Source organism: Mesorhizobium sp. AR07, assembly GCF_024746815.1.
Lineage (GTDB): Bacteria > Pseudomonadota > Alphaproteobacteria > Rhizobiales > Rhizobiaceae > Mesorhizobium.
In genome coordinates this window covers 1267177-1293698 of the sequence record NZ_CP080525.1, presented here as the reverse complement: position 1 = coordinate 1293698, position 26522 = coordinate 1267177, and the positions used below count along the sequence as shown (strand labels likewise).

Sequence of the window (26522 nt, the reverse complement as noted above, 5' to 3'; positions counted from 1 at the left end):
GCTGCCTGTACGCAAGAGTCTTTTCGCCGCCGTCCTCGTTTCCGCGACAGCGCTGTCTCCATTCTCAGCCTCGGCGGAAACCATCCTTGGTGCCCTTGCAAAGGCCTATCAGTACAATTCCACGCTGAATGCGGCCCGCGCCGGCGTGCGTGTCACAGATGAGAGCGTCGCCATCGCCAAGTCGGGCTGGCGCCCGACGGTCACCGGTTCGGCGAGTATCGATTACTCCAGCAGCCATCTCAACGGCGGCAACACAAGCGTGGCGCTGACCACCGGCAATTTTGGCGTCCAGATCAATCAGACGTTGTTCGACGGCTTTCAGACCAGGAACAATGTCGCTGCCGCCGAATCGCAGGTCCGTGCCCAGGTCGAAAACCTGCGCAACACCGAAGAGAACACGCTGTTCAGCGCGGCGCAGGCGTATATGAACGTCATTCGCGACCGGCAGATCGCCGTGCTGACCGAACAGAACCTGCAATTCCTGACCGAAACGGCGCGTGCGGCGCGTTCACGCTTCGAGGTTGGCGAAGGCACGCGTACCGACGTGGCGCAGGCCGACGCTTCGCGGGCCGCCGCCGTGGCATCGCTGAGCGCCGCCCGGGCGCAGGCGCTGGCAAGTGCCGCGACCTATCGCCAGATCGTCGGCGACGAACCAGGCAAGCTCAAAGCCGCTTCGCCGGTGGCAAAGCTGTTGCCGTCGAGCCTCGCCGCCGCCGTCGGAGTGGCCTCGAACGAGCACCCGGCCATCCTTGCCACCCAGCACGCGGTCGACGCCGCCGCCTTTTCGGTGAAATCGTCCGAAGGCGCGCTGCTGCCGCAGCTGTCCGCGAATGCCGGTGTCTCGAGCGCTTATCGCAACACCGTGCCGGGCGTCTTCGGGACACAGGACGGCACCACCAATTCGGCCAGTGTCGGAGCCACGCTGAGCATCCCGATCTATTCCGCTGGCCGCACCTCGGCGCTCGTGCGGCAGAGCAAGGAACAGCTCAGCCAGGCCCGTATCGAAGTCGATGTCAGCCGCGACCAAGTACGCCAGGCCGTCACCGCCGCCTGGACCGCGTACACTGCGGCGCAGCAAAGCCTTGCGGCCAACCGGCAAGTGATCGAGGCCGCGAAGCTGGCCCTGAACGGTGTCATCGAAGAGCGCAATGTCGGCCAGCGCACCACGCTCGATGTCCTCAACGCACAGGCGACGGTCATCACCGCCGAGATCAACCAGGCCGGCTATGAGCATGATGTGGTGGTGGCAAGCTATGCCATTCTGCAGGCGACCGGCCGCCTGTCCGTCGACCGCCTTGGCTTGCAGGTGACGAAATACAAGCCTGAAGAGCACTATAACGCGGTCAAGGACAAGTGGTTCGGCCTGCGCACGCCGGACGGCCGCTGAGAGCGTTCGTCCGGATTTCGCGATCATCCTGTTTGAACGTGATCTTTCCCGAAGTTCTCTAATCTGTTGAAATCCCACAAGTCCCCAGATTGGGGATTCTCGTGCGGCGATCCGTCGGTTACGCTGTCGCCATGATTCGATCCGGCTTTGCCGGAGCGGAAATCTGCAACGGGTCACAAGGGCGGCGGATGTGACGATGGCAACGGCAAGCAGCGCACAGCGCGAACCTTCCATGGAAGAGATACTGGCTTCCATCAGGCGGATCATCGAGGACAGTGACAGCGGCCGCAAGCAGCCGGGCGACGCCGATGAGCTGCGCCAGGATCTGGAGCCGGCGGCGAGCGCCGATGCAGCTCCGGATGTCGAGGCATTCCGTGCCGACCTGCATGCCGCTCCGGAGGTCAGGAAGCCGGTCACCCTGGCGGAGGTCGAGGCGCAACTGCCGGCGTCCGAGCCGGTGATCGCGCACATGGAAACGCCGATGCGCCCCGATCCCGCTCCGGCAAAGCCATCGATGACACTTGCTGAGGTCAGCGCCCGGGTCGCCGCCGAGCCGGCCCCGCTAGCCACGGCCAACGTGCCGGCGGCGCGTTCTGTCACTGAAGCCCCCGTTGCCGATTGGCGGCGTGAGATCGCAGCGGTCGGCGAGCAGGCCAGGGCGGTGCCGGACAGGGTCGAGGCACGCAAGCCGGTGGCCCAGCCGCCAGTGGCGACTCCAGGGGACGAACCGACCGCGAAAGCAGCCGTCGAGCCGTCTCATCCGGGCGCAAGCGTGGCGCGGCCGGTGGCGGCCAGCGACGCGCCGCGTCCGGCAATCGTTTCCGAGCACACCGGCCGGCAGGTTGCCGCCGCCTTTGGCGAGCTGTCCGATGCGTTTGCCAGCCGCAGCAAGAAGACATTCGACGAGATGGCCGAAGAGATGCTGCGGCCGATGCTGCAGGATTGGCTGGACAACAATCTGCCGACGCTGGTCGAAAGGCTGGTGCGCGAGGAAATCGAGCGCGTGGCGCGCGGGGCGCAGTAATCTCGCATGCCGGTTACCAACAGAAACGCCGCCGGTGAGGCGGCGTTTCTGTTGGTGCGGTTAGCCGGTGCCGGCCGCAAAGCAAATGAGATTGCCGTCGGGGTCCCTGACGATGAACGTGGGGGCGCCCCAGGGTTCGGTTTGCAATGTCTCGCAAGCGGGTCTTCCTTGACCTGATCCAGCCCACATCTATTTGACGTCGAGGGTGCAGGCGGCCCTTGCGGTTGACTTGGCCAAAACCTTCCGATTTACACCGGACCAGCAAAACTCCCGACAGCGCGGACCATTTTCCCATGCTTGAAAAGACCTACGACGCAAAAACCGTCGAGCCGAAGATCGCCAAAGTCTGGAAAGAGGCCGACGCGTTTCGCGCCGGCGCCGGGGCCGAGGAGGGGGCGGAAGCCTTCACCATCGTCATCCCGCCGCCCAACGTCACCGGCTCGCTGCATATGGGCCACGCGCTCAACAACACGCTGCAGGACATTCTCGTGCGCTTCGAGCGCATGCGCGGCAAGAACGTGCTGTGGCAGCCCGGCATGGACCATGCCGGCATCGCCACGCAGATGGTGGTCGAGCGGCAGCTGATGGAAAAGCAGATCCACCGCCGCGATCTCACACGCGAACAGTTCGTCGAAAAGGTGTGGGAGTGGAAGGCCGAATCCGGCGGCGCGATCTTCAACCAGCTGAAGCGGCTCGGCGCCTCGGCCGACTGGTCGCGCGAACGCTTCACCATGGACGAGGGCCTGTCCAAGGCGGTGCTCGAAGTCTTCGTCACGCTCTACAAGGAAGGGCTGATCTACAAGGACAAGCGCCTTGTGAACTGGGACCCGAAGCTGTTGACCGCGATCTCCGATCTCGAGGTCGAGCAGCACGAGGTCAACGGCAATCTCTGGCACTTCCGTTATCCCATCGAGGGCGAGGTCTTCGATCCGGAAAATCCAAAAACCTTCATCACCGTGGCGACGACGCGCCCCGAGACGATGCTGGGCGACACCGCCGTCGCCGTGCATCCGGACGACGAACGTTTCCGGCATCTGGTCGGCAAGAACATCGTTCTGCCGATCGTCGGCCGCAAGATCCCGGTGGTCGCGGACGAGTATTCCGATCCGGAGAAGGGCTCTGGCGCGGTCAAGATCACGCCGGCGCATGATTTCAACGACTTCGAGGTCGGCAAGCGCCACAAATTGCCGGCGATCAACATCCTCACCGTCGAGGCGGCAGTGACCCTCAAGGACAATGAGGATTTCCTCGTTGGTCTCGAAGTGACGCCGGAACGCCAGGCGGTCTGGGATGAACTCGACGGCCTCGACCGGTTCGTCGCGCGCAAGAAGATCGTCGAGCTGATGGAAGAAGGCGGATTCCTGGAGAAGGTCGAACCGCATCGCCACGCCGTGCCGCATGGCGACCGCGGCGGCGTGCCGATCGAGCCGTTCCTGACCGAGCAGTGGTATGCCAACGCGGCGGAACTGGCCAAGCCGGCGATCGCCTCGGTGCGCGAGGGCCGCACCAATTTCGTGCCGAAGAACTGGGAGAAGACCTATTTCGACTGGATGGAAAACATCCAGCCCTGGTGCATCTCGCGCCAGCTGTGGTGGGGCCACCAGATCCCGGCCTGGTACGGGCCGGACGGGCGCGTCTTCGTCGAGAAGACCGAGGAAGAGGCGCTGGGCGCGGCGATCGAATATTACCTGGCGCTGGAAGGGCCATGGAAGGCCTGGGTCGAGGACAAGCTCGAGAATTTCAAGCCGGGCGAGATCCTGACCCGCGACGAGGACGTGCTCGACACCTGGTTCTCGTCGGCGCTGTGGCCGTTCTCGACGCTCGGCTGGCCGGACCAGACGCCCGAGCTGAAGACTTACTATCAAACCGACGTGCTGGTGACCGGCTTCGACATCATCTTCTTCTGGGTCGCCCGCATGATGATGATGGGCCTGCATTTCATGGACGAGGAGCCGTTCCACACGGTCTACGTCCATGCGCTGGTGCGCGACAAGAACGGGCAGAAGATGTCGAAGTCGAAAGGCAACGTCATCGACCCGCTCGATCTCATCGACGAATATGGCGCCGACGCTCTGCGCTTCACCTTGACGGTGATGGCGGCGCAAGGCCGCGACGTGAAGCTCGATCCGGCGCGCATCGCCGGTTATCGCAATTTCGGCACCAAGCTGTGGAACGCGACACGCTTCGCCGAGATGAACGAAGTCGCGCGCAATGACGATTTCTGGCTCAACGATGCCAAGCTGGCGGTCAACCGCTGGATCCTGACCGAGCTGACGCGGGCCGCGCGCGAAATCACCGACGGCATCACCTCATACCGCTTCAACGAGGCGGCAGGGGCCGCCTACCGCTTCGTCTGGAACCTGTTCTGCGACTGGTATCTGGAGCTGCTGAAGCCGGTGTTCATGGGCACGGACGAGGCGGCCAAGGCCGAGAGCCGCGCCTGCGTCGCCTTCGTGCTCGACGAGATCTACAAGCTGCTGCACCCGATGATGCCGTTCATGACCGAGGAACTGTGGGCGCAGACCGCTGGCGAAGGCAAGGAACGGCCGTCGCTGCTGTGTCATGCTGCATGGCCGTCGCCGGACTTCGAGGACGCTGACGCTGCCGCCGACATCAACTGGCTGGTCGATCTCGTCTCGGGCATCCGCTCCGTGCGCTCGGAGATGAACGTGCCGCCGGCGGCCATTGCACCACTCGTCGTGGTCGGCGCCAACGATTTGACACGCGAAAGGCTGGTTCGCGAGGACTCCGCGATCAAGCGGCTGGCACGGGTCGGCGAGATCTCGCTGGCCGATGTCGCGCCAAAGGGTTCTGCGCAGATCGTGCTCAACGAGGCGACAATCTGCCTGCCGCTTGGCAGCCTGATCGATCTCGCAGCCGAGGCAATACGGTTGCAGAAGGAGCTGGCCAAGGTCACTGAGGAAATCGCGCGGCTGCACAAGAAGCTGTCGAATGAATGGTTCGTCGCCAGCGCGCCGGCCGAGATCGTCGACGCCGAGCGTGAAAAGCTCGCTGAATACCGCGATGCGCAGGACAAGCTGTCGGTGGCGTTGACCAGGGTCCGCGATGCCGGTTGAGGAGTAGATTCGCGGCGCCTCGGCCCTCCCGAAAAAAGGGGCTTTTTGCCTCGAAAACATGCATTCCGTTGCGTTAATGTTGACGTAAACGGAAAGTTTGCGCCCCATTGTTGCCATAATGTAACAATGGGGCTCTGGACCCCCAAAAGTCGCCGTTTTTGAGCCTTTCGGGTCGGTTTTTCTCCCGTTTCAGGGGTAACATACGCCCTGGGAGCCGTTTTTCGACCCAACGACGCCGGCTCGCATTATGTCGAAAATGCGCCTGGCGGACATGTACATGTACGCCTCTTGAATTCGTTGTTGCACGGTTAACCTGAATTGGTTCTAGCTTGGTGCACTCGAATTCGGGGAGGATATTCATGACTATTCTGCGACTGAAAGCATTGCTGGGGGCGGGGTGCTTTTCGCTGGCTTTGATCGGGACGGCCATGCACGCGGCGCATGCTGGCGGCATAGAGCGCGGCGGCTACGACATCGATCTTTTGTTCGACCCGGCTCCGTTCGCTACCGAAGCGGAATCGACCTATGTGATGCCGCAACGCAAACTCAAGAATGCAGTGGATACCAACCCGTTAAACGGCAATTTGACGTTCCTGGGCAGCACGGCGAACGACAGCAAGAGTTACTGGGTGCCGCGCATCGGCGTTAAGGCCGAGCTCGTCAAGGGCGTCGACTGTATGTTCGACTATTCCCAGCCTTGGGGCGCGCACACAAATCCGGGTCTGTGGGCCGGTGCTGAGTCCAACATCGAAACCGACATCAAGAGCAACAACTACGCTGGCACTTGTTCCTACAAGATGGATGCCGGCAAAGGCCAGCTTCGCTTCATCGGCGGCGTCTACTATCAGGAAGTCTATGGCTTCAAGGAAGACCTGGTGTCGCCGCTGGTGCCAGGTTTCCAGGGAACCGGTCGTGTTGATCTCAAAGGGACCGGCTGGGGCTGGCGCGCCGGCCTTGCCTACGAAATCCCCGATATCGCGCTGCGTGCGAGCCTCGTCTACAATTCGCGGGTCAAGCTCGACAACATCTCAGGTACGCTGGATTTGACGCATGTCGGCAGTGTCGTGCTCCCGATTTACGGCGCCACGGAATACATGCCGGACACGGTCGAATTGAAGTTGCAGTCGGGCATTGCGCCCGGTTGGCTCGCCTTTGGTTCTCTCAAGTGGGTCAATTGGAGCCTGCTGCAGAGTGTTCCGATCTGCGTCCAAGGTACTCCCGCCGCGGCATGCGTTACGGGTGATGCTCTTCATTCAGGTCAGATCACCTCGCTGGACCTGATGTATCGTGATGGCTGGACTGTCACCGGCGGTATCGGCCACAAATTCAACGATGAGTGGAGTGCGGCTGGCCAGCTTTCCTGGGATCGTGGCACCTCGCATGGCTATGGCTCCCAAACCGACACCTGGACGCTGGGCGGCGGCGTCGCCTATACGCCCAGGCCCAACATCGAAGTTCGCCTGGCCGGCGCGATCGGTGTGCTGACCAGCGGCCACTCCGGAACAGTGGCCGGCGAAAACGGCTACGTGGCCGGGCAGGAAGTCAGCTACGACTTCGGCAACGATCTGGTCACGGCGTTTTCGGGTGGTCTCAAGATTAAGTTCTAAGCCTCTGGAAAATCGAATAAAAAGGCCGGGCAATGCCCGGCCTTTTTCGTTGAGCGGGTGCAGCAGGCGCCTGTGCATCCAAGCTGCGTTGCATTCAAGCCGCACCGCTTTCGCTTCGTGCGATTGTGACGTTTTAGCAACACTTTCTGAACAACCCCTGCGCTAAAAGTCAGGTCGAGGAAATTGCCTATTTCCCGCCATAAACCCGGCGCACCTCGATCTTGTCTCGGGACACGCGCCAAAAGGCTCGGCGATGGGGCAGGCCGCACCGCCCGCGGCAAGGAAGAGTATGGACGCCAAAGTCATTTCCAAGGCTAAGCTCCCTAGCCGCCATGTGACCGTCGGTCCGGCGCGTGCGCCGCACCGTTCCTATCTCTATGCCATGGGATTGTCGGCGGCCGAGATCGCGCAGCCGCTGGTCGGCGTCGCGTCCTGCTGGAACGAGGCGGCACCCTGCAACATCTCGCTGATGCGCCAGGCGCAGGTGGTCAAGAAGGGCGTCGCGGCCGCCAGCGGCACGCCGCGCGAATTCTGCACCATCACCGTCACCGACGGCATCGCTATGGGTCACCAGGGCATGAAGTCGTCACTGGTGTCGCGCGAGGTCATCGCCGATTCGGTCGAGCTCACCATGCGCGGCCATTGCTACGATGCACTAGTCGGGCTGGCCGGCTGCGACAAGTCGCTGCCCGGCATGATGATGGCCATGGTGCGTCTCAACGTGCCGTCGATCTTCATCTATGGCGGCTCGATCCTGCCCGGCAGCTATCGCGGCAGGCAGATCACCGTACAGGATGTGTTCGAGGCGGTGGGCCAGCACTCGGTCGGCACGATCGATGATTCCGAGCTTCTCGAAATCGAGCAGGCGGCCTGTCCGTCGGCCGGCTCCTGCGGCGCCCAGTTCACGGCCAACACCATGGCCACCGTCGCCGAGGCGATCGGTCTGGCGCTGCCCTATTCCTGTGGCGCGCCGGCGCCTTACGAGATGCGCGACCGTTTCAACTTCGCCTCGGGCGAAAAGATCATGGAGCTGATCGCAAAGAACATCCGGCCGCGCGACATCGTCACGCTGAAGGCGCTGGAAAATGCGGCGACCGTGGTTTCGGCCACCGGCGGCTCGACCAACGCAGCACTTCACCTGCCGGCGATCGCCCATGAAGCCGGCATCAAGTTCGACCTGTTCGATGTGGCGAAAATCTTCGAGAAGACGCCCTACATCGCCGACCTCAAGCCGGGCGGAAAGTACGTCGCCAAGGACATGTTCGAGGCCGGCGGCATTCCGTTGCTGATGAAGACATTGCTCGACCACGGCTACCTGCATGGCGACTGCCTGACGGTGACTGGCCGTACTTTGGCCGAAAATATGGAGCACGTTGCCTGGAATGAACACCAGGATGTGGTCCGACCGGCCAACACACCCATTACCCAAACCGGCGGTGTCGTAGGGTTGAAGGGAAACCTTGCCCCCGAAGGCGCGATCGTCAAGGTCGCCGGCATGTCGGAGTTGAAATTCTCCGGCCCGGCGCGCTGCTTCGATTCGGAAGAAGAATGCTTCGAGGCGGTGACGCATCGCAACTACAGGGAAGGCGAGGTTCTCGTCATTCGCTACGAAGGGCCGCGCGGCGGCCCCGGCATGCGCGAGATGCTGTCGACGACGGCAGCGCTCTACGGACAGGGCATGGGCGGCAAGGTGGCGCTGATCACCGACGGGCGCTTCTCGGGCGCGACGCGTGGTTTCTGCATCGGCCATGTCGGGCCTGAGGCAGCCGTGGGCGGTCCGATCGGGCTGCTCCGGGATGGCGACGTGATCTCGATCGACGCGGTGAACGGCACGATCGAGGTGGCGTTGTCCGATAGCGAACTGGCGGCGAGGGCAAAGACCTGGAAGGCGCGCACCACCGACTATCAGTCGGGCGCGATATGGAAATATGCACAGACGGTAGGGCCGGCGCGCGATGGCGCGGTCACCCATCCGGGCGGTGCCAAAGAAACACACTGCTATGCGGATATCTGAGTTGTTGAGGTCATCTGTCCTTCCGGCACTGGTCGCGGTTGCGATCTTTGGCGCCGTGGGCCAGGCCATGGCCTTCGACGACAAGGTGTTCGACGACAAGACCGGCGTGAAGCCGCAGTCCAGCCCGTGGGCGGTGTTCCAGTTCGGCTTTTCCGCCTACAAGAACGGTCACAAGGAACAGGCGGCCGAAGCCTATAAATACGCGGCCGAGAACGGCCAGATCGGCGCCACCTGGAAGCTTGCCCGCATGTATGCCGAAGGCGACGGCGTGGCGCGCGACGACTATGAGGCGTTCAAGTTCTTCTCGGAGATCGTCGACCAGGATGTCGAACCCGGCTCTCCCGAGGAGAGCTATGTCTCCGACGCGCTGGTGGCGCTCGGCGATTACCTGCGCAAGGGCATTCCCGGCAGTCCGGTCACCGAAAACGAGGTGGCTGCCCAGGAATATTACATGCGCGCCGCCGCCAACTACCGCAATCCCAACGCACAGTTCGAGATGGGGCAGATGTTCCTGAAGGGCGAGGGCGGCGTGAAGGCCAGCGTCAAGCAGGCCGGACGCTGGTTCCAGCTCGCCGCCGAGAAGGGCCATGCCGGCGCGCAGGCGACGCTGGGCCACCTGTTGTTCCAGAGCGGCAAGATCGTTCGTGGTCTGGCGATGATGACGGCGGCGCTCGAACGCGCCTCGCCGGCCGATCAGCCCTGGATTCGAGGCATGCAGGAAGAGGCATTCGCCACCGCCGGCGAAGCCGACCGCCGCACCGCGATCTCGCTGGCCGATGATATCCTCACCAAGGGCAGCAACGCCGACCAGTAGGGCCTGACAGCCGAACTGCTGATCTCCCCTCTCGTGAGGGAGATGCCCGGCAGAGCAGAGGGGGGCGCGAAGAATCGCTTCTCTTCGGTCAAACCTGGAAGCGCCGAAGACCCGCGTTAGTATGCAATTTGCAATCAGCTGATATGTTGGCGGGACAGCGCCCCCCTCTGTCCTGCCGGACATCTCCCCCACAAGGGGGAGATCGGCTCTCGGGAAAATCAGTTCTGCGTCGGCTCCGTCGGCACCATGCTGGGAGTCGGCGTCGAGATCGGCGTCACATGGGGATGCGGCGCCATCGTGTTTTCAGGGCAGCTGTCCCCGACCTTTGTCCACGATGTGTTGTTGAGCACCATGTCGCAGCGGGCAAGATGGCTCTGGTCGGCAATCGTCAGGCAGGCGACCTGGCCGACCTGGTACGATTTTCCATTGGCCAGGCATTCCTGAGCGGCAAGGGCCGCCACAGGAGCGGCCATGGCAAATGCCAGGCCGATTGGACAAAGAGCAATTCGAATGGTCATGGGAACCCCCGGCCGCCATGATGATCCCCCATCATGCGCCGGAATGTGGCTATATGAGGTCCGGCGTCAGGACAGAGGGCGCCTGTCAGGCCGGCTGCAGCGCGAGATCGATCGCCACCGGGACGTGGTCGGACGGCTTTTCCCAGGCGCGCACATGCTTTTCGATCGAAGCGGAAGAGAATCGGTTGGCGGCTTCCGGCGACAGCAGCAGATGGTCGATGCGGATGCCGTTGTTCTTCTGCCAGGCACCGGCCTGATAGTCCCAGAACGTATAGGTGTCCTGCGCATCGGTGACCGCGCGCACCGCCTCGGTGAAACCAAGATTGAGCAACCGGCGGAAGGACTGCCGCGTCCGCGGCTGGAACAGCGCGTCGCCTAGCCAGTTCTCGGGAAACCGCGCATCGATCGGCTCGGGAATGACGTTGTAGTCGCCGGCCAGCACGAGTGCTTCCTCCAGCTTCAACCGTTCCTCGGCCCAGCGCTCCAGCCGCGCCATCCAGGACAGCTTGTAAGGATACTTCTTCTCGTCATCGATCGGATTGCCGTTTGGCAGATAGAGCGAGACGACGCGCAACGCGCCCTTGTCGGTCGAGAACACGCCTTCGATGAAACGCGCCTGCTCGTCGGCATCGTCGCCGGGCAGGCCTCTGATAACCTCGTCGAAGCGCAGTTTCGACAGGATGGCGACGCCGTTGAAACCCTTCTGGCCATGCGTTTCGACATTGTAGCCAAGCGCCTCGATCTCGGCGCGCGGGAACTGGTCGTCGACGGTCTTGATCTCTTGCAGGCAAACGATGTCGGGCGCGCTCTCGGTCAGCCAGTGGGTCAGGTTGCCGATGCGGGCGCGGACACCGTTGATGTTCCAGGTGACGATTTTCATGGCGATCTCGATGCTGTTCAATGGGGTTCGTGCGGCGGGTGGCGTTCGACCAAGCCGATCGTATTGCCAGCCGGGTCCTTTAGGAAGGCCATCCATTCGCTTTCCCCCGCCGGGCCGAACTGGCCCTCGGTGTCGCGGTGGACGAGCGTCGGCGGCGCGATGAAGGGGACGCCGGCGGCTTTCGCCTGGCCGTGGAAATCGTCGAGGCCCGATATGTCGAGATAGACGGTTCCGGCTGGTATGCCATCGGTAAACAGCAAGCGCACGTCGCCGGCCATGATGAAAGCGATGCCGGGCGGATCGAAGCGTGCATGCAGGCCCATGCCGAGCACGTCGCGCCAGAAGGCAAGCGTCGCGTCGAGGTCGCGTCCAGCCGACAGCGCGATCTGACGGACCGCACCGACAGCAGGCATCCCTATATGGAAAAGCTCGTGCCGCAGCCGCAGGAAGCGACCGCATTCGGGTTCCTGATCTGGAACGACTGGCCCATCAAATCGTCGACGAAATCGATCACCGAGCCGCCCATATAGACCAGCGACAGGTCGTCGATCAGCACCGTGGCGCCATCCTTCTCGATGGCGACATCGTCGTCGTTGCGTTTCTCGACCAGGTCGAACTTGTAGGAAAAGCCGGAGCAACCGCCGCCTTCGACCGAAACGCGCAGCGCCGTCTTGCCGGCTTCGCCCGAGACAATCCTGGCGATCCGCCTGGCGGCGGCCTCGGTCATGTCGACTTTCATGGCGGTCTTGGCATCAGCGCCCATGGGCGTCACCTTGCTTTCGGTTTCACATGATAGGTATGAAGCGCGACGGGGCAAGTCAACTGCGGCAGCATCAGCCATGACAAATGAGCTTGGCGACATCGGATTCGGCTATCGGCCACGCGCGGTCTATGCCTGCGATCCGGCAAAGTCGCGCGGACGGCTGTTCGACGAGGTGGAAAGCCCGACGCGTACGCCGTTCCAACGCGATCGCGACCGCATCATCCATTCGACGGCGTTCCGGCGACTCAAGCACAAGACGCAAGTCTTCATCGCCCATGAAGGCGACCATTATCGCACCCGCCTGACGCATTCGATCGAAGTGGCGCAGATCGCGCGTGCGCTGGCGCGGGCGTTGCGCGGCGACGAGGATCTCGCCGAGGCGGTGGCGCTGGTGCATGATTTCGGACACACGCCCTTCGGCCACACCGGCGAGGATGCGCTGAACGAGAAGATGGCGGCCTGGGGCGGCTTCGACCACAATGCGCAATCGCTGCGCATCGTGACAAGGCTCGAGGCGCGCTATGCCGAATTCGATGGGCTGAACCTGACCTGGGAAACGCTGGAGGGCCTGGTCAAGCACAATGGGCCACTGACGGATGCCCACGGAAACGGCCTGAAAGGGCAGGTGCCGCAGGCGATCCGTGATTATTCGCAGCTGCACGACCTCGAACTGGACCGGTTTGCCGGCATCGAGGCGCAGTGCGCGGCGATTGCCGACGATATCGCCTACAACACGCATGACATCGACGACGGCCTGCGGGCAGGGCTGCTGACGCTGGACATGCTGGAGACGGTTTCGCTGCCAGGAACGATCCTGAAGGGCGTGCGTGCGCGCTATCCGGCACTCGATGACGTGCGCACCGGCCACGAATTGATGCGGCGGCAGATCACCGCTATGGTCGAGGACGTCATCGTTTCCACGTCAGCCAATCTGGAGCGCATCAGGCCGAGGAGCGCCGAAGCGGTGAGGTCGGCCGGCGAGGCGATGGTAACTTTCTCGACCGAAATGGCTGCCTTCGAGAAGGAACTGAAGGCGTTTCTCTACAAGCACCTCTATCGGCATGCGGAGGTCATGCGGGTGCGCGCGGACGCCGAGCGGATCGTCAACGATCTGTTCGACGCCTATTTCGCCGACCCGCGCGCCATGCCTGATGGCTGGCGCGAGGGGCTGGATCGGGCCGACGACCGCATCAAGGCGCGCAGCGTTGCCGACTTCCTGGCCGGCATGACCGACACCTACGCGCTGAAGGAACACCGGCGTTTGTTTGACCGCACTCCGGATTTGAGCTAGGGCGGGCTCGATTTTGCCGGCCAACGAGCCGGATTCTTTGCAAAGCCCCAGAGCCAGACCCCAGAGTCACACAGATGAATATCTTCGCCGATTTCAGCGCGCGAATCATAAAAGCCGTCGAAGCGCTTGATTTGAAAGACAATGACGGCGTTTCGCCCGACCTGTCGCGTATCGCCGTCGAGCCGCCGCGTGACGCCAGCCATGGCGACCTGGCGACCAATGCGGCCATGGTTCTTGCCAAGCCGACCGGCCAGAATCCGCGCGCGCTGGCCGAAAGACTGGCGCAGGCGCTGCGCGACGACAAGGATGTCGCCGCCGCCGAGGTCGCTGGTCCCGGCTTCGTCAATCTCAGGCTGAAGGACGGTTTCTGGCAGACGCATCTGACCGCGCTGCTTGGCGAAGGCCGCAATTATGGCCGCTCGACAATTGGCGGCGGCAGGAAAACCAACGTCGAATATGTCTCGGCCAATCCGACGGGGCCGATGCATGTCGGCCATTGCCGGGGCGCCGTGGTCGGCGACACGCTCGCCAATCTGATGGCGTTCGCCGGCTACGACGTGACCAAGGAATACATCATCAACGATGCCGGCTCGCAGATCGACGTACTCGGCCGTTCGGTCGTGCTGCGTTACCGCGAGGCGCTTGGCGACGATATCGGCGAGATTCCGGCCGGGCTTTACCCTGGCGATTATCTCGTTCCAGTCGGCCAGGCACTGGTCAAGGAGTTTGGCCGCTCGTTGCTGCAGATGCCGGATGACGAGGCACTGGCCATCGTCAAGGACCGCACCATCGATGCGATGATGGCGATGATCCGCGAGGATCTGGCGCTGCTCAACGTGCATCACGACGTGTTCTTCTCGGAACGCACGCTGCACGCAGACAACGCAAGGAAGATCCGCTCGGCGATCAACGACCTGACGCTGAAGGGCCATATCTACAAGGGCAAGCTGCCGCCACCCAAGGGCGAGAAGCCGGACGATTGGGAGGATCGCGAGCAGACGCTGTTCCGCTCGACGGCCGTCGGCGACGACATGGACCGGGCGCTGGTCAAGTCGGATGGCTCATTCACCTATTTCGCCGCCGACGTCGCCTATCTCAAGGACAAGGTCGATCGCGGCTTCGTCGACCTGATCTATGTGCTCGGCGCCGACCATGGCGGCTATGTCAAGCGGCTGGAGGCCTTGGCGCGGGCGATTGCCGACGGCGAGGTGAAACTCACTGTGCTGCTGTGCAATCTGGTCAAGCTGTTTCGCGATGGCGAGCCGGTGCGCATGTCGAAGCGGTCGGGTGATTTCGTGACACTGCGCGAAGTGGTGGAAGAGGTCGGCCGCGACGCGATCCGCTTCATGATGCTCTATCGCAAGAGCGATGCGCCGCTCGACTTCGATTTCGCCAAGGTGACCGAGCAGTCCAAGGACAATCCGGTGTTTTATGTGCAGTACGCCTCGGCGCGCTGCCATTCGGTGTTCCGGCAGGCGAGCGAGCAGTTGGGCGAGGCCAATTTCGACCGCAACAGCCTGGCGTCCGCGGTGGCGTTGCTGACCGACGAGGGCGAGATCGGCCTGATCCGCAAGCTTGCCGAATATCCGCGCCTGATCGAGTCCGCCGCACTTGCGCTCGAGCCGCACCGGCTGGCATTTTACCTCTATGATCTGGCTTCCAGTTTCCATGGGCACTGGAACCGTGGCACTGATAATCCGGACTTACGTTTTGTTAAGGTTAACGACCGACAATTGACACATGCCAGACTAGGGCTGGTGCAGGCTGTTTCGGACGTTCTGACGTCCGGCCTGACGCTGATCGGAGCCGCCGCGCCAACCGAAATGCGTTAGGTTTGACTAAAAAACCTGTCACCATTTGCCCACATTGCGCTGGTATGGGCCAACCCTGCGCGACGTCCATGGCGTCCGAATGAGTGCGAGTTCGGGAACAATAATGGCAGACAGAACCCAGCTGAGAGTAGCCGACAACAACGACGTCTCTGACGATGATCCGTTCGCGGAACTGACCAGGATCATGGGGTTCGACCCGCGCCAGCCGGTCAAGCCGCAGTCGCCCGCCCAGCCGAAAACCCCTGCCGCCGATCATCCGGCGGAAGAGGGCGATTTCGACATCGATCTCGAAAAGGAGCTGATGGGCGATTTCGGCGCTGACAACAGTGACGTTGCCGCCCAGGCTCATGAGCCGGCATTCGAAACGACCGATGCCGGCGCGATGGATGACGAGCTCGCGGCGTCGCTCGATGACGATTTCCATCTGGATATGGCTGATCTCGACGACCACGTGGCCGTCGCCAGCCATGCGGGTTTTGGCGCTGCCGAAGCCGCGCCGTCCGCCGAGCCGGCTTTCGATTCCGATTTCGACGATGCCGTTGCCAGTTCGCTCGAAGATGTTTCGCCTTTCGAAGACGACCAGCCGATGGAGGACGAGCTTGCCGCGTCGCTCGATCGGGGCTTCCGGATCGATGACGAAGCCGAAGAGGCCCAGCACGCTGTTGCCGTTGCTCATGTGCCTGCCTCCGTCGAACCAGCCTCCGATCATGAATTCGACGACGCGGTTGCGATCTCGCTTGAAGACGAGCTGATGCTCGACGACCATTCGGCGGAGCAGCCCTACATGGCTGCGGATCCGGTGGAGTACCCTGTGCCGGCGCAGGCGACCGCGCGTGACGCCCAGGCAATCTCCGACGCGGATTTTGCCGGCCATTTCGACGACGCCATGGCTGATGTCGACATGGATTTTGACCGTCGCGCCGATGAGCCGGCCGCGTTCCATGAGCATGAGGCGCATGATGTGCTTGCCGATTTCGCGGATGCGACGGGCGAGATGTCCAGCCGTGAAGACGCGCTGGATGATGCTTTCGACCTGAGCTTTGACGACGCGGCTGCCGAGACGGCCAATGAGCCGGTCGCTGAGGTTGCCGCCGCCGCGGTCCAGCCGATGGCGCCAGCAGCCACCGTCGCGCCTGCGGCCCCCGTCGCGGACGAACGAAGCCTGGAAGACGAGTTGAACGCGCTTCTGGGCGCCATGACCGCACGCACGGTGCCGGCGGCCAAGGAGCCCGTGGCTCAGCCGGCTGTCGCCGTTCAGCCGCCTGTCGCAGTGGCTGCAAGGACCACCGAGGAGCCGGCTGATCTTGTCGGCGATCTCGATTGGGGTCTTGACGAACCCGCGCCCGAGGAGCCTCGGCACCTTGGCGCCGCCCAGGCTGCCGATGTGGATCTCGACGATCTTCTGCTTGACGAACTTCAGGACCACGATTTGGGCTCGGACATCGCCGGGCATGGCGATGTCGATTTCGACGATGATGCGTTTGACGCAGCTTTGGCCAAAAGCCTCGATCCGCGTGATGCGGCCGCTTCCCGGGACAATTCGGTGGATTCTCTCGATTGGCTGGCGGAACGTTCGACACCGGCTGAGCCTGCCCGTTCGTGGAGCCGCGTGACGCCGGTTCCGCAGCAGCCGACGTTTAGCGCCCAGCCGGCGTTCAGCGCTCAGCCGACCGCTTCGACAACGCCCCGGGCCGCAGCGCCGGCAGTGGCCGCGATGCCGTCCTACCGTCCGAGCGAGCCGGTCGAGACCGTCGCCCATGCGGCCCCTGTCTCCGTGCCGCAACCGCGACAGTCCGCGCGTTACGAAGATATGCCCGATGTCGAGACAGTCGATGTGCCCGAGCGTGTCGTGGCCCTGGCGGACGATCTCGACATCCCGGAACTGCACTTCGAGGAGGATGAACCGGCGACGCCCGGCTATGACGATCTCGACGCCGAGTTCTCCAGCCTTCTCACCGAGATGAACGCGGTCGAGGTTGCTGCCGCTCCCGCAAGCAGTGCCTCTTATAGCGATGAATCCTACAATGCCGGGTTCAATCGGGGCCATGAGGAGCCCAAGCCGGGTTATGACGGTGTCAAACCGGCCTATCAGCCTGAAGCGCGGACCTATGCGGCGCGGCCGACGGAAATGCCTGCCCGCGCGCCGGCAGCCTATGCCGATGCCGCCGATGGCTTCGACCTCGACAATTTGCCCGGCAGCCAGCAGGCTTCGCAGGCGGACGATTTCACCGTCGATGAACTCGACTACGACCCAGAACTGGACGAGGCGATGGCCGTTCCAGGTCTAGAGCGGGAGGCCACGAAGCACTCGCGCGGCCGTGGCCTGGTCATTGCCGCAATTGTCGGCGCGGTGGCGGTCGCTGGCGGCCTCGGTGCCTTTGCGCTGTCTTTCGGCGGCAAGGGCGGCAGTGAAGCGCCGGTGATCGTCAAGGCAGACAACACGCCGATCAAGGTCAAGCCGGAAAATCCGGGCGGTGCCGTGGTGCCGAACCAGGACAACAAGGTCTATGACGCGGTGGCCAAGGGGACGAAGCCCGCCGTGCCGGTCCAGGAAAAGCTGGTCACCAACACCGAAGTGCCGGTGGATGTGCAAGCCAAGGATCCGGCCCGCGCCATTGATCTTTCGGCTGACCAGAACGCAGCCGCCGGTGGAACGGGTGATGGCAACGCCGTGTCGACGGCTGGCGCGGCACCCGCCGAGAACGCGGCGCCGGCACCTAAGTCGGAGGATCGCATCGCGCAGGTGCTGCAGGATACCGACAAGGGTACCAACACCGATGTCATCGCCGTTGCGCCGCGCAAGGTGAGAACCATGGTGGTCAAATCAGACGGTTCGCTGGTGCCGCGGGAGGATCCGGCGCCCGCCGCACCGCAGGTGGCCGCCGCTGAGCCGACCGATCCGGCACCGCAGCATGTCGCCCCGTCGGGTCAGGCCAACGCGGACCAGACCGGCACCGTACCGATCGCCGCCGCACAGGCAGACAACGAGCCGGCACTAAAGCCCGTAGCCAAGCCCAAGGCTGACGCCAAGGCGCAGTCGGCCAACACCCCGGCCAAGGTTCCGGTCGCGCCGCAGCGCCCGTCCGATCAGCCGGTCGATGTCGTCGGCGAGGTCAAGCCCGATCAGGTAGCATCCATCGATCCGGCATCCACCGCGACCGGTGGCGGCTCGTGGTCGATGCAGATCGCTTCGCAGCCGACCGTCGAAAGCGCCCAGTCCAGCTATCAGGATCTGCAGCGCCGCTACGGCAGCGTGCTTGCCGGCCGCACCGCCAACATCGTCAAGGCCGAGATCGCCGGCAAGGGGACGTTCTACCGGGTCCGCGTGCCTGCGCAGTCGCGCAACGATGCGATCAACCTGTGCACCAGCTACAAGGCCGCCGGCGGCAACTGCTTCGTCTCGCGCTAGCAGCCGAACACGAAAAAAGCCGGCGCGGTCTCGGACCGCGCCGGCTTTTTCTTTTTCATGTGGACGCAGACCGGGCGGCTCACCGCATGTGGTCCGGGACGATTCCCTTTGATCGCGCGAAGTCCTAAACTCCTAGCATGACCGAATCAAAATCCATGATCCTCGGCTGTGCCGGGAAATCGCTCACCCGCGAAGAAATCAATTTCTATCGCAATGAATGCCCGTGGGCCTTCATCCTGTTTGCGCGCAACATCGGCGAAACCGAGCAGATTCGCGATCTGGTCGCCGAGATGCGCGACTGCATCGGGCGCCCGGACGCGCTGGTGTTCATCGACCAGGAGGGCGGCCGGGTGCAGCGCCTGCGGCCGCCGCTGGCGCCGAACTATCCGGCCGGCGGTGCGCTTGGCGCGCTGTGGCGCGACGATCATGATGCCGGCGCCCGCGCGGCCTGGCTGATGGCGCGGCTGCATGCGTTCGACCTGCTCCGCTATGGCATCACGGCGGATTGCCTGCCGGTGCTCGATGTGCCGATCGAAGGCGCCAGCGACGTCATCGGCGCGCGTGCCTATGGCAAGGAGCCGCGACCGGTGATTGAACTCGGCCGCGCCGCCGCGGAAGGGCTGATGGCGGGCGGTGTGCTGCCTGTGATGAAGCACATTCCGGGTCATGGGCGCGCTTTTGCCGACACGCATTTCGAATTGCCTGTTGTCAATGCCTCGCTGAGCGATCTGCAGCGGCATGACTTTGCCCCGTTCAAGGAACTCAACCATCTGCCGATGGCGATGACCGCGCATGTCGTCTACAGCGCGATCGACCCGAAGAACCCGGCGACGACCTCCGGCAAGGTCATCGACGAGATCATCCGGCGCGAGATCGGCTTCGACGGCTTGCTGATGAGCGACGATACCTCGATGAAGGCACTTTCTGGGGATTTCCCGACAAAGGCGGCCTCGATCCTTGCGGCCGGCTGCGATCTGGTCCTTCACTGCAATGGCGTTTTCGAGGAAATGGCCGGCATCGCATCGCGGACCACGAGCCTTGAGGGCAAGTCGCTGGAGCGTGCAAAACGGGCGCTGACCTATATTAGGAAACATGACGCGGTTGAAGAAACCGAGATACGCGCCGAATTCGCCACCTACTTTGACGCGGTGGCCTGACACGAAGGAAGAACGGGACGTGGCGGAAACATTGGAAAGCAAGGCCGCGAAGGCAGCGCCGATGGACCGTCTGTGGGCCGAGAATGACGATTCACGCGTCACCGGCGACCCGTCCCTGGTCGTCGATGTGGCCGGCTTCGAAGGTCCGCTCGATCTTCTGCTGCATCTTGCCCGCACGCAGAAGGTCGACCTGGCGCGGATATCGATCCTGGCGCTGGTCGAGCAATATCTGACCTTTGTCGAGACGGCGAGGGCGCTCCGGCTCGAGCTTGCCGCCGACTATCTGGTGATGGCGGCGTGGCTGGCCTTCCTCAAGTCGAAGCTTCTCATTCCCAAGCAGCCGGGCGACGAGGGCGAAAGCGGTGAGGAGTTGGCGGCGGTGCTGCAGTTCCGGCTGAAGCGGCTGGAAGCGATGCGCGACGCCTCGGCGCGCCTGGTCAACCGCAACCGGCTCGGCCGCGACGTGTTTTCGCGCGGCATGCCGGAAATGGTCATCATCGAAAAACGAAACACCTATTCGGCCTCGCTCTACGATCTCTTGACCGCCTACGCCCAGCAGCGGCAGAAGCAGGCGATCACCAATGTGACGATCGCCAGGCGCGGTGTCTGGTCGCTCAAGGACGCGCGCGATATCCTGACCCGCCTGGTTGGGTCGCTGCGCGACTGGGCGACGCTGGAGAGCTTTCTGATCGAGTACATGACCAGCCCCGAGGAGCGGCGCACGGCGATCGCCAGTTCGTTCGCGGCCACGCTGGAACTGGTGCGCGAAGGCAGGATGGATATGCGGCAGGACGAAGTGTTCGCACCGATCTATCTGCGCGGCCGCGCGCAGGCAATCAAGGCAGTCGAGGTGGCATCATGAGCGAACGCGCCAACGCTTCGGTTATCCCGTTCAAGGTCGACGACGAATCGGAAGGGGCGTTGTTTACCCAGGAACCGACCGAGCAGGTGCAGAACCCGGCCGAGCGGCTGCATATGGCGGAAGCCGTGCGCATGGCAGAGGCGATCGTGTTCGCCAGCGCCGAGCCGGTCAGCGAAAAGCAGCTCGCGGCGCGCCTGCCCGACGGCATCAACGTCGCCTTGGCGATGGCCGACCTGCAGCAGATCTATGCGCGGCGCGGCGTCAATCTGGTCCGCGTCGGCGACGCCTGGGCGTTCCGCACCGCCGGTGACCTGGCCTTCCTGATGAGCCGCGACACGGTGCAGCAGCGCAAGCTGTCGCGCGCGGCGCTCGAGGTGCTGGCGATCATCGCCTATCACCAGCCGGTGACGCGCGCCGAGATCGAGGACATCAGAGGCGTCGAAACCTCGAAAGGCACGCTCGACACGCTGCTGGAAACCGAATGGGTGCGCATGCGCGGCCGGCGCAAAACGCCGGGACGTCCTGTTACCTATGGCACCACCGAGACCTTCCTCGACCATTTCGCGCTGGAGGAGATCCGCGATCTTCCCGGCATGGAGGAACTGAAGGGGGCCGGCCTGCTGTCGGGCCGCATGCCATCGAATTTCTCCATTCCGCAACCGCCTGCCGATCCCGATGCGCTGACCGACGACGAGGATGCGCTGACCGATATCGATCTTGAGGAACTCGGCCTGCTGACGCCGCGCGTCACGGAAGATTGACTGGCAATAGCGGCCAATCTGTCGAGGATGCGCGGATTCGTAGCGGGCCATCACGCCGAAAATGCGTGACATCCGCCACCCTTTCATAAACTCTGTCGCAGTTGTGTTTGAATCCCAACGCGAAAACGCATAGATCATCGCCAGGGAAAACATTCGAGAGAGATTTGCTATGGGTTCATTTTCGATTTGGCACTGGATGATCGTGCTGGTGATCGTGCTTTTGGTGTTCGGCCGCGGCAAGATTCCCGAGCTGATGGGTGACATGGCCAAGGGTATCAAGAGCTTCAAGAAGGGCATGGCCGATGATGACGTTGCCGAAGACAAGCGGACCGTCGAACACCGTGCCGACGAGACCGTTTCGGCCGTGAAGGAAAAGGCCAGCAAGAGCTGAGCCAAACAGTTCTAGTCGGAACAGAGTGCCATGTTTGAAGTCGGCTGGACCGAAATGCTGGTCATCGCGATCGTCATGATCGTGGTCGTCGGACCCAAGGATTTGCCCAATATGCTGCGCACCTTCGGCCGCACGACGGCGAAGCTGCGCGCCATGGCGGCCGATTTCCAGAAACAGTTCAACGAAGCGCTGAAGGAAGCCGAGCTCGACGACGTCAAGAAGTCGGTCGACGAGCTCAGGGGCCTCAGCCCGATGGCCGAGATCAAGAAGCAGCTCAATCCGTTCGAACAGGCGGCAGCCGATGTGCGCTCGGGCGTCGACGCGGCGATGAAGCCGAAGCCGGCCGCCGATCCGGCAGCACCCGCCGCTTCGACGCCGCAGGCGGCCGAACCGTTGAAGAACGGTGCGACGACCATGCCTGGCGTCAGCGGACCGGAAACGGCGCCGGCAGAGCCGATTTTCCCGGCAATGACCGACGAATCGGTGGTGACGGCGTCGGCGCCGACGGAACCGGTTGTGGCGGCGAAGGCGTCGACGGCGAAGAAAGTCGCCAAGGCCGCGCCGGCCAAGGCGACGCCGGTTGCAAAAGCGCCTGCCAAGGCGTCGGCAAAGGACGCAAAGGTTTCCGCACCCGCGAAAGCGGCGACCGCCAAGGCCACGCCTGCATCCAAGGCGCCGGCGAAGGCGGTGACGGCGGCAAAGCCTGAAACGCCCAAAGCCACGAAGCCGATCCCGACCAAGCCGATCTCGACCAAGACCGGGGCGAAAGCCGAACCGAAGCCTGCCCCGGCGAAGAAGCCGGCGGCCAAAAAGACGGCGGGAGCCGCCAAGTGAGCGTTTCGGACAAGGAAAAGGACGAGATCGAAAAATCGTCGGCGCCGCTGATGGAGCATCTGATCGAGCTGCGCCGGCGGCTGATCTGGTCGCTCGGTGGCTTCTTCGTCGCCTTCCTCGTCTGCTTCTTCTTCGCCAAGAAGCTGTTCAACCTTCTGGTCGTCCCGTTCAAATGGGCGACGAAATGGGCCGGGCTTGATCCGCACAAGGTCGAGCTGATCTACACCGCGCCGCAGGAATTCTTCTTCACCCAGGTCAAGCTCGCCATGTTCGGCGGCATGGTCATCGCGTTTCCGCTGATCGCCACGCAGATCTACAAGTTCATCGCGCCCGGCCTCTACAAGAACGAGCGCAATGCCTTCCTGCCATTCCTGATCGCATCGCCCGTGCTGTTCCTGTTGGGCGCGTCGCTGGTCTATTTCTTCTTCACGCCAATGGTGATGTGGTTCTTCCTCGCCATGCAGCAGGCCGGCACCGACGATCAGGTGCAGATTTCGCTGCTGCCGAAAGTGTCGGAATATCTCAGCCTGATCATGACGCTGATCTTCTCCTTCGGCCTGGTGTTCCAGCTGCCGGTGGTGACCAGCCTGATGACGCGGGTCGGCATGCTGTCGTCCAAGGCGCTGGCGGAGAAGCGCAAATGGGCGATCGTCATCGCCTTCGTCGTCGCGGCGGTGCTGACGCCACCCGATCCGATGAGCCAGATCGGCTTGGCCATTCCGACGATCCTGCTCTACGAGGTCTCCATCTGGGCTGCCCGGCTGATCGAACGCGATCAGGAAAAGCAGCGGGTGGCACGCGAGAAGCAGGACGCGGCGGAAACCGTGGCGGACAAAGTCCCAGACGAGCCTCCGACGCCGGCAGCCTCGTAGGCAAGCGCCGGCGGCGGAAAATGACAACCGCCGCCCAGCCTCATCTTGCATCGATCAAGGATGCGGTTTACGCCCTCTGGCTGAAACGCATCGCCATCATGGCGATGCGTTTCAGTTTTGTTTTGAAGCATGTCGTTGTCCCAAAACCGCTGTGCACTTTTGGGCGACATGCTACCCAGGAGCGTTCAAATCATGCTTGACATCAAATGGATTCGCGACAACCCGAAGGCCCTTGTCGAGGCGCTGGTCAAGCGCTCGTGGTCGGCGGGCGAGGCGCAGTCCACGGTCGACGGGCTGATCGCCTCGGACGAGGCACGGCGCGAACACGTCACCGAGCTGCAGACCAAGCAGGAGCGCCGCAACGCCGCCTCGAAGGAGATCGGCAACGCCATGCGCTCGGGCGATGCAGCACTTGCCGAAAGGCTGAAAGCCGAAGTCGGCGATATAAAGACGTTCATCCAGAATGGCGAGGCGCGAGAACGCGAGCTCGACAAGGCGCTGAACGACGCGCTGGCGGTGCTGCCCAATGTGCCGTTCGACGATGTGCCTGTAGGCAAGGACGAGCACGACAATGTCGTCAAGCACATCGTCGGCAAGGTGCCGGCGCGCCCGAACTGGGTGAAGGAGCATTACGAGATCGGCGAAGCGCTCGGCATGATGGATTTCGAGCGCGCGGCAAAGCTGTCGGGCTCGCGCTTCACCGTGCTGAAGAACGGGCTGGCGCGGATGGAACGCGCACTCGGACAATTCATGCTCGACCTGCACACGACCGAGCATGGCTATGAGGAAGTCATCCCGCCGCTGATGGTCAAGGACGACGTTCTTTTCGGCACTAACCAGCTGCCGAAGTTCGAGGAGGATCTGTTTTTCACGCCGCATGGGGAGGGCAGGCTTGGCCTGATCCCGACCGCCGAGGTGCCACTCACCAATCTGGTGCGCGAAGAGATCACCGCGCATGAAAAACTGCCCCTGCGCTACGCCGCGCTGACGCCATGCTTCCGCTCGGAGGCAGGCTCGGCCGGGCGCGACACGCGCGGCATGCTGCGCCAACACCAGTTCTACAAGGTCGAGCTGGTGTCGATCACCGATCAGGAGTCGTCGCTTGCCGAACACGAGCGGATGACGCAATGCGCCGAGGAAGTGCTGAAGCGGCTCGGCCTGCCGTTCCGCACCATGACGCTGTGCACCGGCGACATGGGCTTTGGCGCGCGCAAGACCTACGACATCGAGGTCTGGCTGCCCGGCCAGAACGCCTATCGCGAAATCTCGTCCTGTTCGGTGTGCGGCGATTTCCAGGCGCGCCGCATGGACGCCCGCTACAAGGACAGGGACGGCAAGGGCAATCGTTTCGTCCATACGCTCAACGGTTCGGGCACCGCCGTCGGTCGCGCGCTCATAGCTGTCATCGAAAACTACCAGAATGAGGATGGCAGCGTAACCATTCCTGAAGTGCTGCGGCCTTACATGGGCGGCCTGGAAAAGATCGAATCGAAATAATGCGGATTCTCCTGACCAATGACGACGGCATTCATGCCGAGGGGCTTGCGTCGCTCGAACGGGTCGCACGCACGCTGTCCGACGATGTCTGGGTGGTGGCGCCCGAGCAGGACCAGTCCGGCTATGCGCATTCGCTGTCGATCTCGGAGCCGCTGCGGTTGCGCAAGATCGGCGAGAAGCATTTTGCCGTGCGCGGCACGCCGACCGACTGCGTCATCATGGGCGTCAAGAAGATCCTGCCCGGCGCGCCCGATCTGATCCTGTCCGGCATCAATTCCGGCGCCAACATCGCCGACGACGTCACCTATTCGGGCACCGTCGCCGGCGCCATGGAAGGCGCGCTGCTCGGCATCCGGTCGATTGCGCTCAGCCAGGGCTACAGCTATGTCGGCGAGGATCGCGTCGTTCCCTATGAGACGACCGAGGCGCTGGCGCCGGCACTGCTGAAGAAGCTGGTCGCGACGCCACTGCCGGACGGCGTGCTGCTCAACGTCAATTTTCCGAACTGCCTTCCCGAAGACGTCGCCGGTACGGTGGTGACCTCGCAAGGCAAGCTCGTGCACAGCCTGTGGGTCGACGAGCGCCGCGACGGGCGCGGCCTGCCTTACTACTGGCTGCGCTTCGGCCGCGAGCCGGTCGAAGGCAAGCAAGGCACCGACCTTTACGCCTTGCGCAACAGGCTTGTATCGGTGACGCCATTGCAGCTTGACCTCACCGCGCATGAAATCCGTGACCAGCTGAGCAAGGCGCTCGCATGAATCAGGGGCTTCCAATCGATGACCGCGAAGGCTTTGCCGCCTTTCTGCTGCGTTTGCGCGGCAGGGGGACGGTGCCGAAGGCGCTGATCGCGGCTTTCGAGGCGACACCGCGGCGCGGTTTTCTTGGCGCCCAGTTCCATCCGATCGCCTGGTCGGATCGCATGCTGCCGATCGAATGCGGCGAGGCGATCGAGGGTGCTGACCTGCAGGCGGCGGTGATCGCGGCACTCGCCATCGAAGAGGGCAACCGGGTGCTCGAGATCGGCACCGGTTCGGGCTACACGGCCGCGGTGATGTCGCGGCTGGCGGCGCGGATCGTCACCGCCGATCGCTACAAGACGCTTGTCGAGCAGGCCAGGCAGCGCTTCGAGGCGCTCGGTATCGGCAATGTCATCGTGCGCCAGGCGGATGGTTCCGGCGGTCTGCCGAACGAAGGGCCGTTCGATCGCATCGTCGCCTGGGCCGCCTTCGACAGCCTGCCGCGCTTCCTGCTCGACCAATTGTCGAGCGGCGGCATCGTCATCGCCCCAATCGGGCCCGAAGAGGGCGAACAGGTGCTGGCCAAGCTGACCAAGGTCGGCAGCCGTTTCGAGCGCGAGGACATCGGCCTCGTGCGCCTGCAGCCCATCCTGCCCAGCGTCGCTGCCATCATCTAGCGTATCGTCGATATCCAGCCGGCCTGCGATTGGCAGGCTTCCTGCGCTTCCGGTACCCACGGACCATCCCCAAGCCCATCCTCTAATATTTTAAGAAAAATCGCGGCGGATTCCATAG

At 63.2% G+C, this 26522-nt stretch carries 23 protein-coding genes; 19 read left to right on the top strand and 4 right to left on the bottom strand.

The features are described 5' to 3' along the window. Position 1: 1 nt before the first annotated feature. From BPNPMPFG_RS06715 to BPNPMPFG_RS06690, 6 genes are all read left to right on the top strand, one after another. Entirely contained in the window at positions 2-1387 is a 1386-nt protein-coding gene (locus BPNPMPFG_RS06715; protein ID WP_258597085.1) for a TolC family outer membrane protein, read from the top strand. A gap of 196 nt (positions 1388-1583) precedes the next feature. Then, positions 1584-2411, top strand: a complete 828-nt coding sequence (locus BPNPMPFG_RS06710) for a PopZ family protein (protein ID WP_258594172.1) — start codon at positions 1584-1586, stop codon at positions 2409-2411. Positions 2412-2704: 293 nt separating this feature from the next. Continuing rightward, positions 2705-5488 (top strand): valine--tRNA ligase, encoded by a 2784-nt coding sequence (locus BPNPMPFG_RS06705; protein ID WP_258594170.1) that lies wholly within the window; start codon positions 2705-2707, stop codon positions 5486-5488. A 359-nt stretch (positions 5489-5847) separates the two neighbouring features. Then, a complete protein-coding gene (locus BPNPMPFG_RS06700; protein ID WP_258597083.1) occupies positions 5848-7095 on the top strand; it encodes an OmpP1/FadL family transporter in 1248 nt (415 codons plus the stop codon). A gap of 289 nt (positions 7096-7384) precedes the next feature. Next, a complete protein-coding gene (gene ilvD, locus BPNPMPFG_RS06695) occupies positions 7385-9109 on the top strand; it encodes a dihydroxy-acid dehydratase (RefSeq protein ID WP_258594169.1) in 1725 nt (574 codons plus the stop codon). Then, entirely contained in the window at positions 9096-9923 is an 828-nt protein-coding gene (locus tag BPNPMPFG_RS06690) for a tetratricopeptide repeat protein (protein WP_258594167.1), read from the top strand. Before ilvD ends, BPNPMPFG_RS06690 begins: the two co-directional genes overlap by 14 nt. Positions 9924-10141: 218 nt before the next feature. On the opposite strand, the gene BPNPMPFG_RS06685 is transcribed toward BPNPMPFG_RS06690, so the two are convergent. From BPNPMPFG_RS06685 to erpA, 4 genes are all read right to left on the bottom strand, one after another. After that, complete coding sequence (locus BPNPMPFG_RS06685) at positions 10142-10441, bottom strand: hypothetical protein (RefSeq protein WP_258594165.1); 300 nt, start codon at positions 10439-10441, stop codon at positions 10142-10144. An 85-nt stretch (positions 10442-10526) separates the two neighbouring features. Beyond that, positions 10527-11321: an exodeoxyribonuclease III gene (gene xth / locus BPNPMPFG_RS06680; RefSeq protein WP_258594163.1), complete on the bottom strand. Its 795-nt coding sequence runs from the start codon at positions 11319-11321 to the stop codon at positions 10527-10529. 17 nt (positions 11322-11338) lie between these two features. Continuing rightward, on the bottom strand, positions 11339-11734 hold the full coding sequence (locus BPNPMPFG_RS06675) for a VOC family protein (protein WP_258594162.1): 396 nt from the start codon (positions 11732-11734) through the stop codon (positions 11339-11341). 2 nt (positions 11735-11736) lie between these two features. After that, positions 11737-12084 carry an iron-sulfur cluster insertion protein ErpA gene (erpA, locus tag BPNPMPFG_RS06670; protein ID WP_258594160.1) on the bottom strand — a complete coding sequence of 116 codons (348 nt, stop codon included), beginning with the start codon at positions 12082-12084 and terminating at the stop codon, positions 11737-11739. A 76-nt stretch (positions 12085-12160) separates the two neighbouring features. Between erpA and BPNPMPFG_RS06665 the strand changes: the two genes are divergently transcribed. From BPNPMPFG_RS06665 to BPNPMPFG_RS06605, 13 genes are all read left to right on the top strand, one after another. Further along, the gene (locus BPNPMPFG_RS06665; RefSeq protein WP_258597081.1) at positions 12161-13375 is read left to right on the top strand and encodes a deoxyguanosinetriphosphate triphosphohydrolase; all 1215 of its coding nucleotides are present in this window, start codon (positions 12161-12163) and stop codon (positions 13373-13375) included. A 74-nt stretch (positions 13376-13449) separates the two neighbouring features. Beyond that, positions 13450-15207, top strand: a complete 1758-nt coding sequence (argS, locus tag BPNPMPFG_RS06660; protein WP_258594159.1) for an arginine--tRNA ligase — start codon at positions 13450-13452, stop codon at positions 15205-15207. Positions 15208-15310: 103 nt separating this feature from the next. Next, entirely contained in the window at positions 15311-18616 is a 3306-nt protein-coding gene (locus tag BPNPMPFG_RS06655) for an SPOR domain-containing protein (protein WP_258594157.1), read from the top strand. Positions 18617-18753: 137 nt separating this feature from the next. Beyond that, entirely contained in the window at positions 18754-19773 is a 1020-nt protein-coding gene (gene nagZ / locus BPNPMPFG_RS06650) for a beta-N-acetylhexosaminidase (protein ID WP_258594155.1), read from the top strand. A 61-nt stretch (positions 19774-19834) separates the two neighbouring features. After that, a complete protein-coding gene (locus BPNPMPFG_RS06645) occupies positions 19835-20635 on the top strand; it encodes a segregation and condensation protein A (RefSeq protein ID WP_258597079.1) in 801 nt (266 codons plus the stop codon). Next, entirely contained in the window at positions 20632-21396 is a 765-nt protein-coding gene (gene scpB, locus BPNPMPFG_RS06640) for an SMC-Scp complex subunit ScpB (RefSeq protein ID WP_258594154.1), read from the top strand. The genes BPNPMPFG_RS06645 and scpB overlap by 4 nt, the downstream gene beginning before the upstream one ends. A gap of 169 nt (positions 21397-21565) precedes the next feature. Beyond that, entirely contained in the window at positions 21566-21787 is a 222-nt protein-coding gene (locus BPNPMPFG_RS06635; RefSeq protein WP_013895102.1) for a twin-arginine translocase TatA/TatE family subunit, read from the top strand. 30 nt (positions 21788-21817) lie between these two features. Next, positions 21818-22621, top strand: coding sequence for a Sec-independent protein translocase protein TatB (gene tatB, locus BPNPMPFG_RS06630; RefSeq protein ID WP_258594151.1), 804 nt, complete (start codon positions 21818-21820; stop codon positions 22619-22621). Further along, positions 22618-23493 carry a twin-arginine translocase subunit TatC gene (gene tatC / locus BPNPMPFG_RS06625; RefSeq protein WP_258594149.1) on the top strand — a complete coding sequence of 292 codons (876 nt, stop codon included), beginning with the start codon at positions 22618-22620 and terminating at the stop codon, positions 23491-23493. The genes tatB and tatC overlap by 4 nt, the downstream gene beginning before the upstream one ends. 20 nt (positions 23494-23513) lie before the next feature. Further along, on the top strand, positions 23514-23693 hold the full coding sequence (locus tag BPNPMPFG_RS06620) for a hypothetical protein (RefSeq protein ID WP_258594147.1): 180 nt from the start codon (positions 23514-23516) through the stop codon (positions 23691-23693). Next, the gene (serS, locus tag BPNPMPFG_RS06615) at positions 23686-24990 is read left to right on the top strand and encodes a serine--tRNA ligase (RefSeq protein ID WP_258594145.1); all 1305 of its coding nucleotides are present in this window, start codon (positions 23686-23688) and stop codon (positions 24988-24990) included. The genes BPNPMPFG_RS06620 and serS overlap by 8 nt, the downstream gene beginning before the upstream one ends. Next, positions 24990-25748 carry a 5'/3'-nucleotidase SurE gene (gene surE, locus BPNPMPFG_RS06610; protein WP_258594144.1) on the top strand — a complete coding sequence of 253 codons (759 nt, stop codon included), beginning with the start codon at positions 24990-24992 and terminating at the stop codon, positions 25746-25748. Before serS ends, surE begins: the two co-directional genes overlap by 1 nt. Continuing rightward, a complete protein-coding gene (locus BPNPMPFG_RS06605; protein WP_258594142.1) occupies positions 25745-26404 on the top strand; it encodes a protein-L-isoaspartate(D-aspartate) O-methyltransferase in 660 nt (219 codons plus the stop codon). The genes surE and BPNPMPFG_RS06605 overlap by 4 nt, the downstream gene beginning before the upstream one ends. Positions 26405-26522 lie beyond the last annotated feature (118 nt).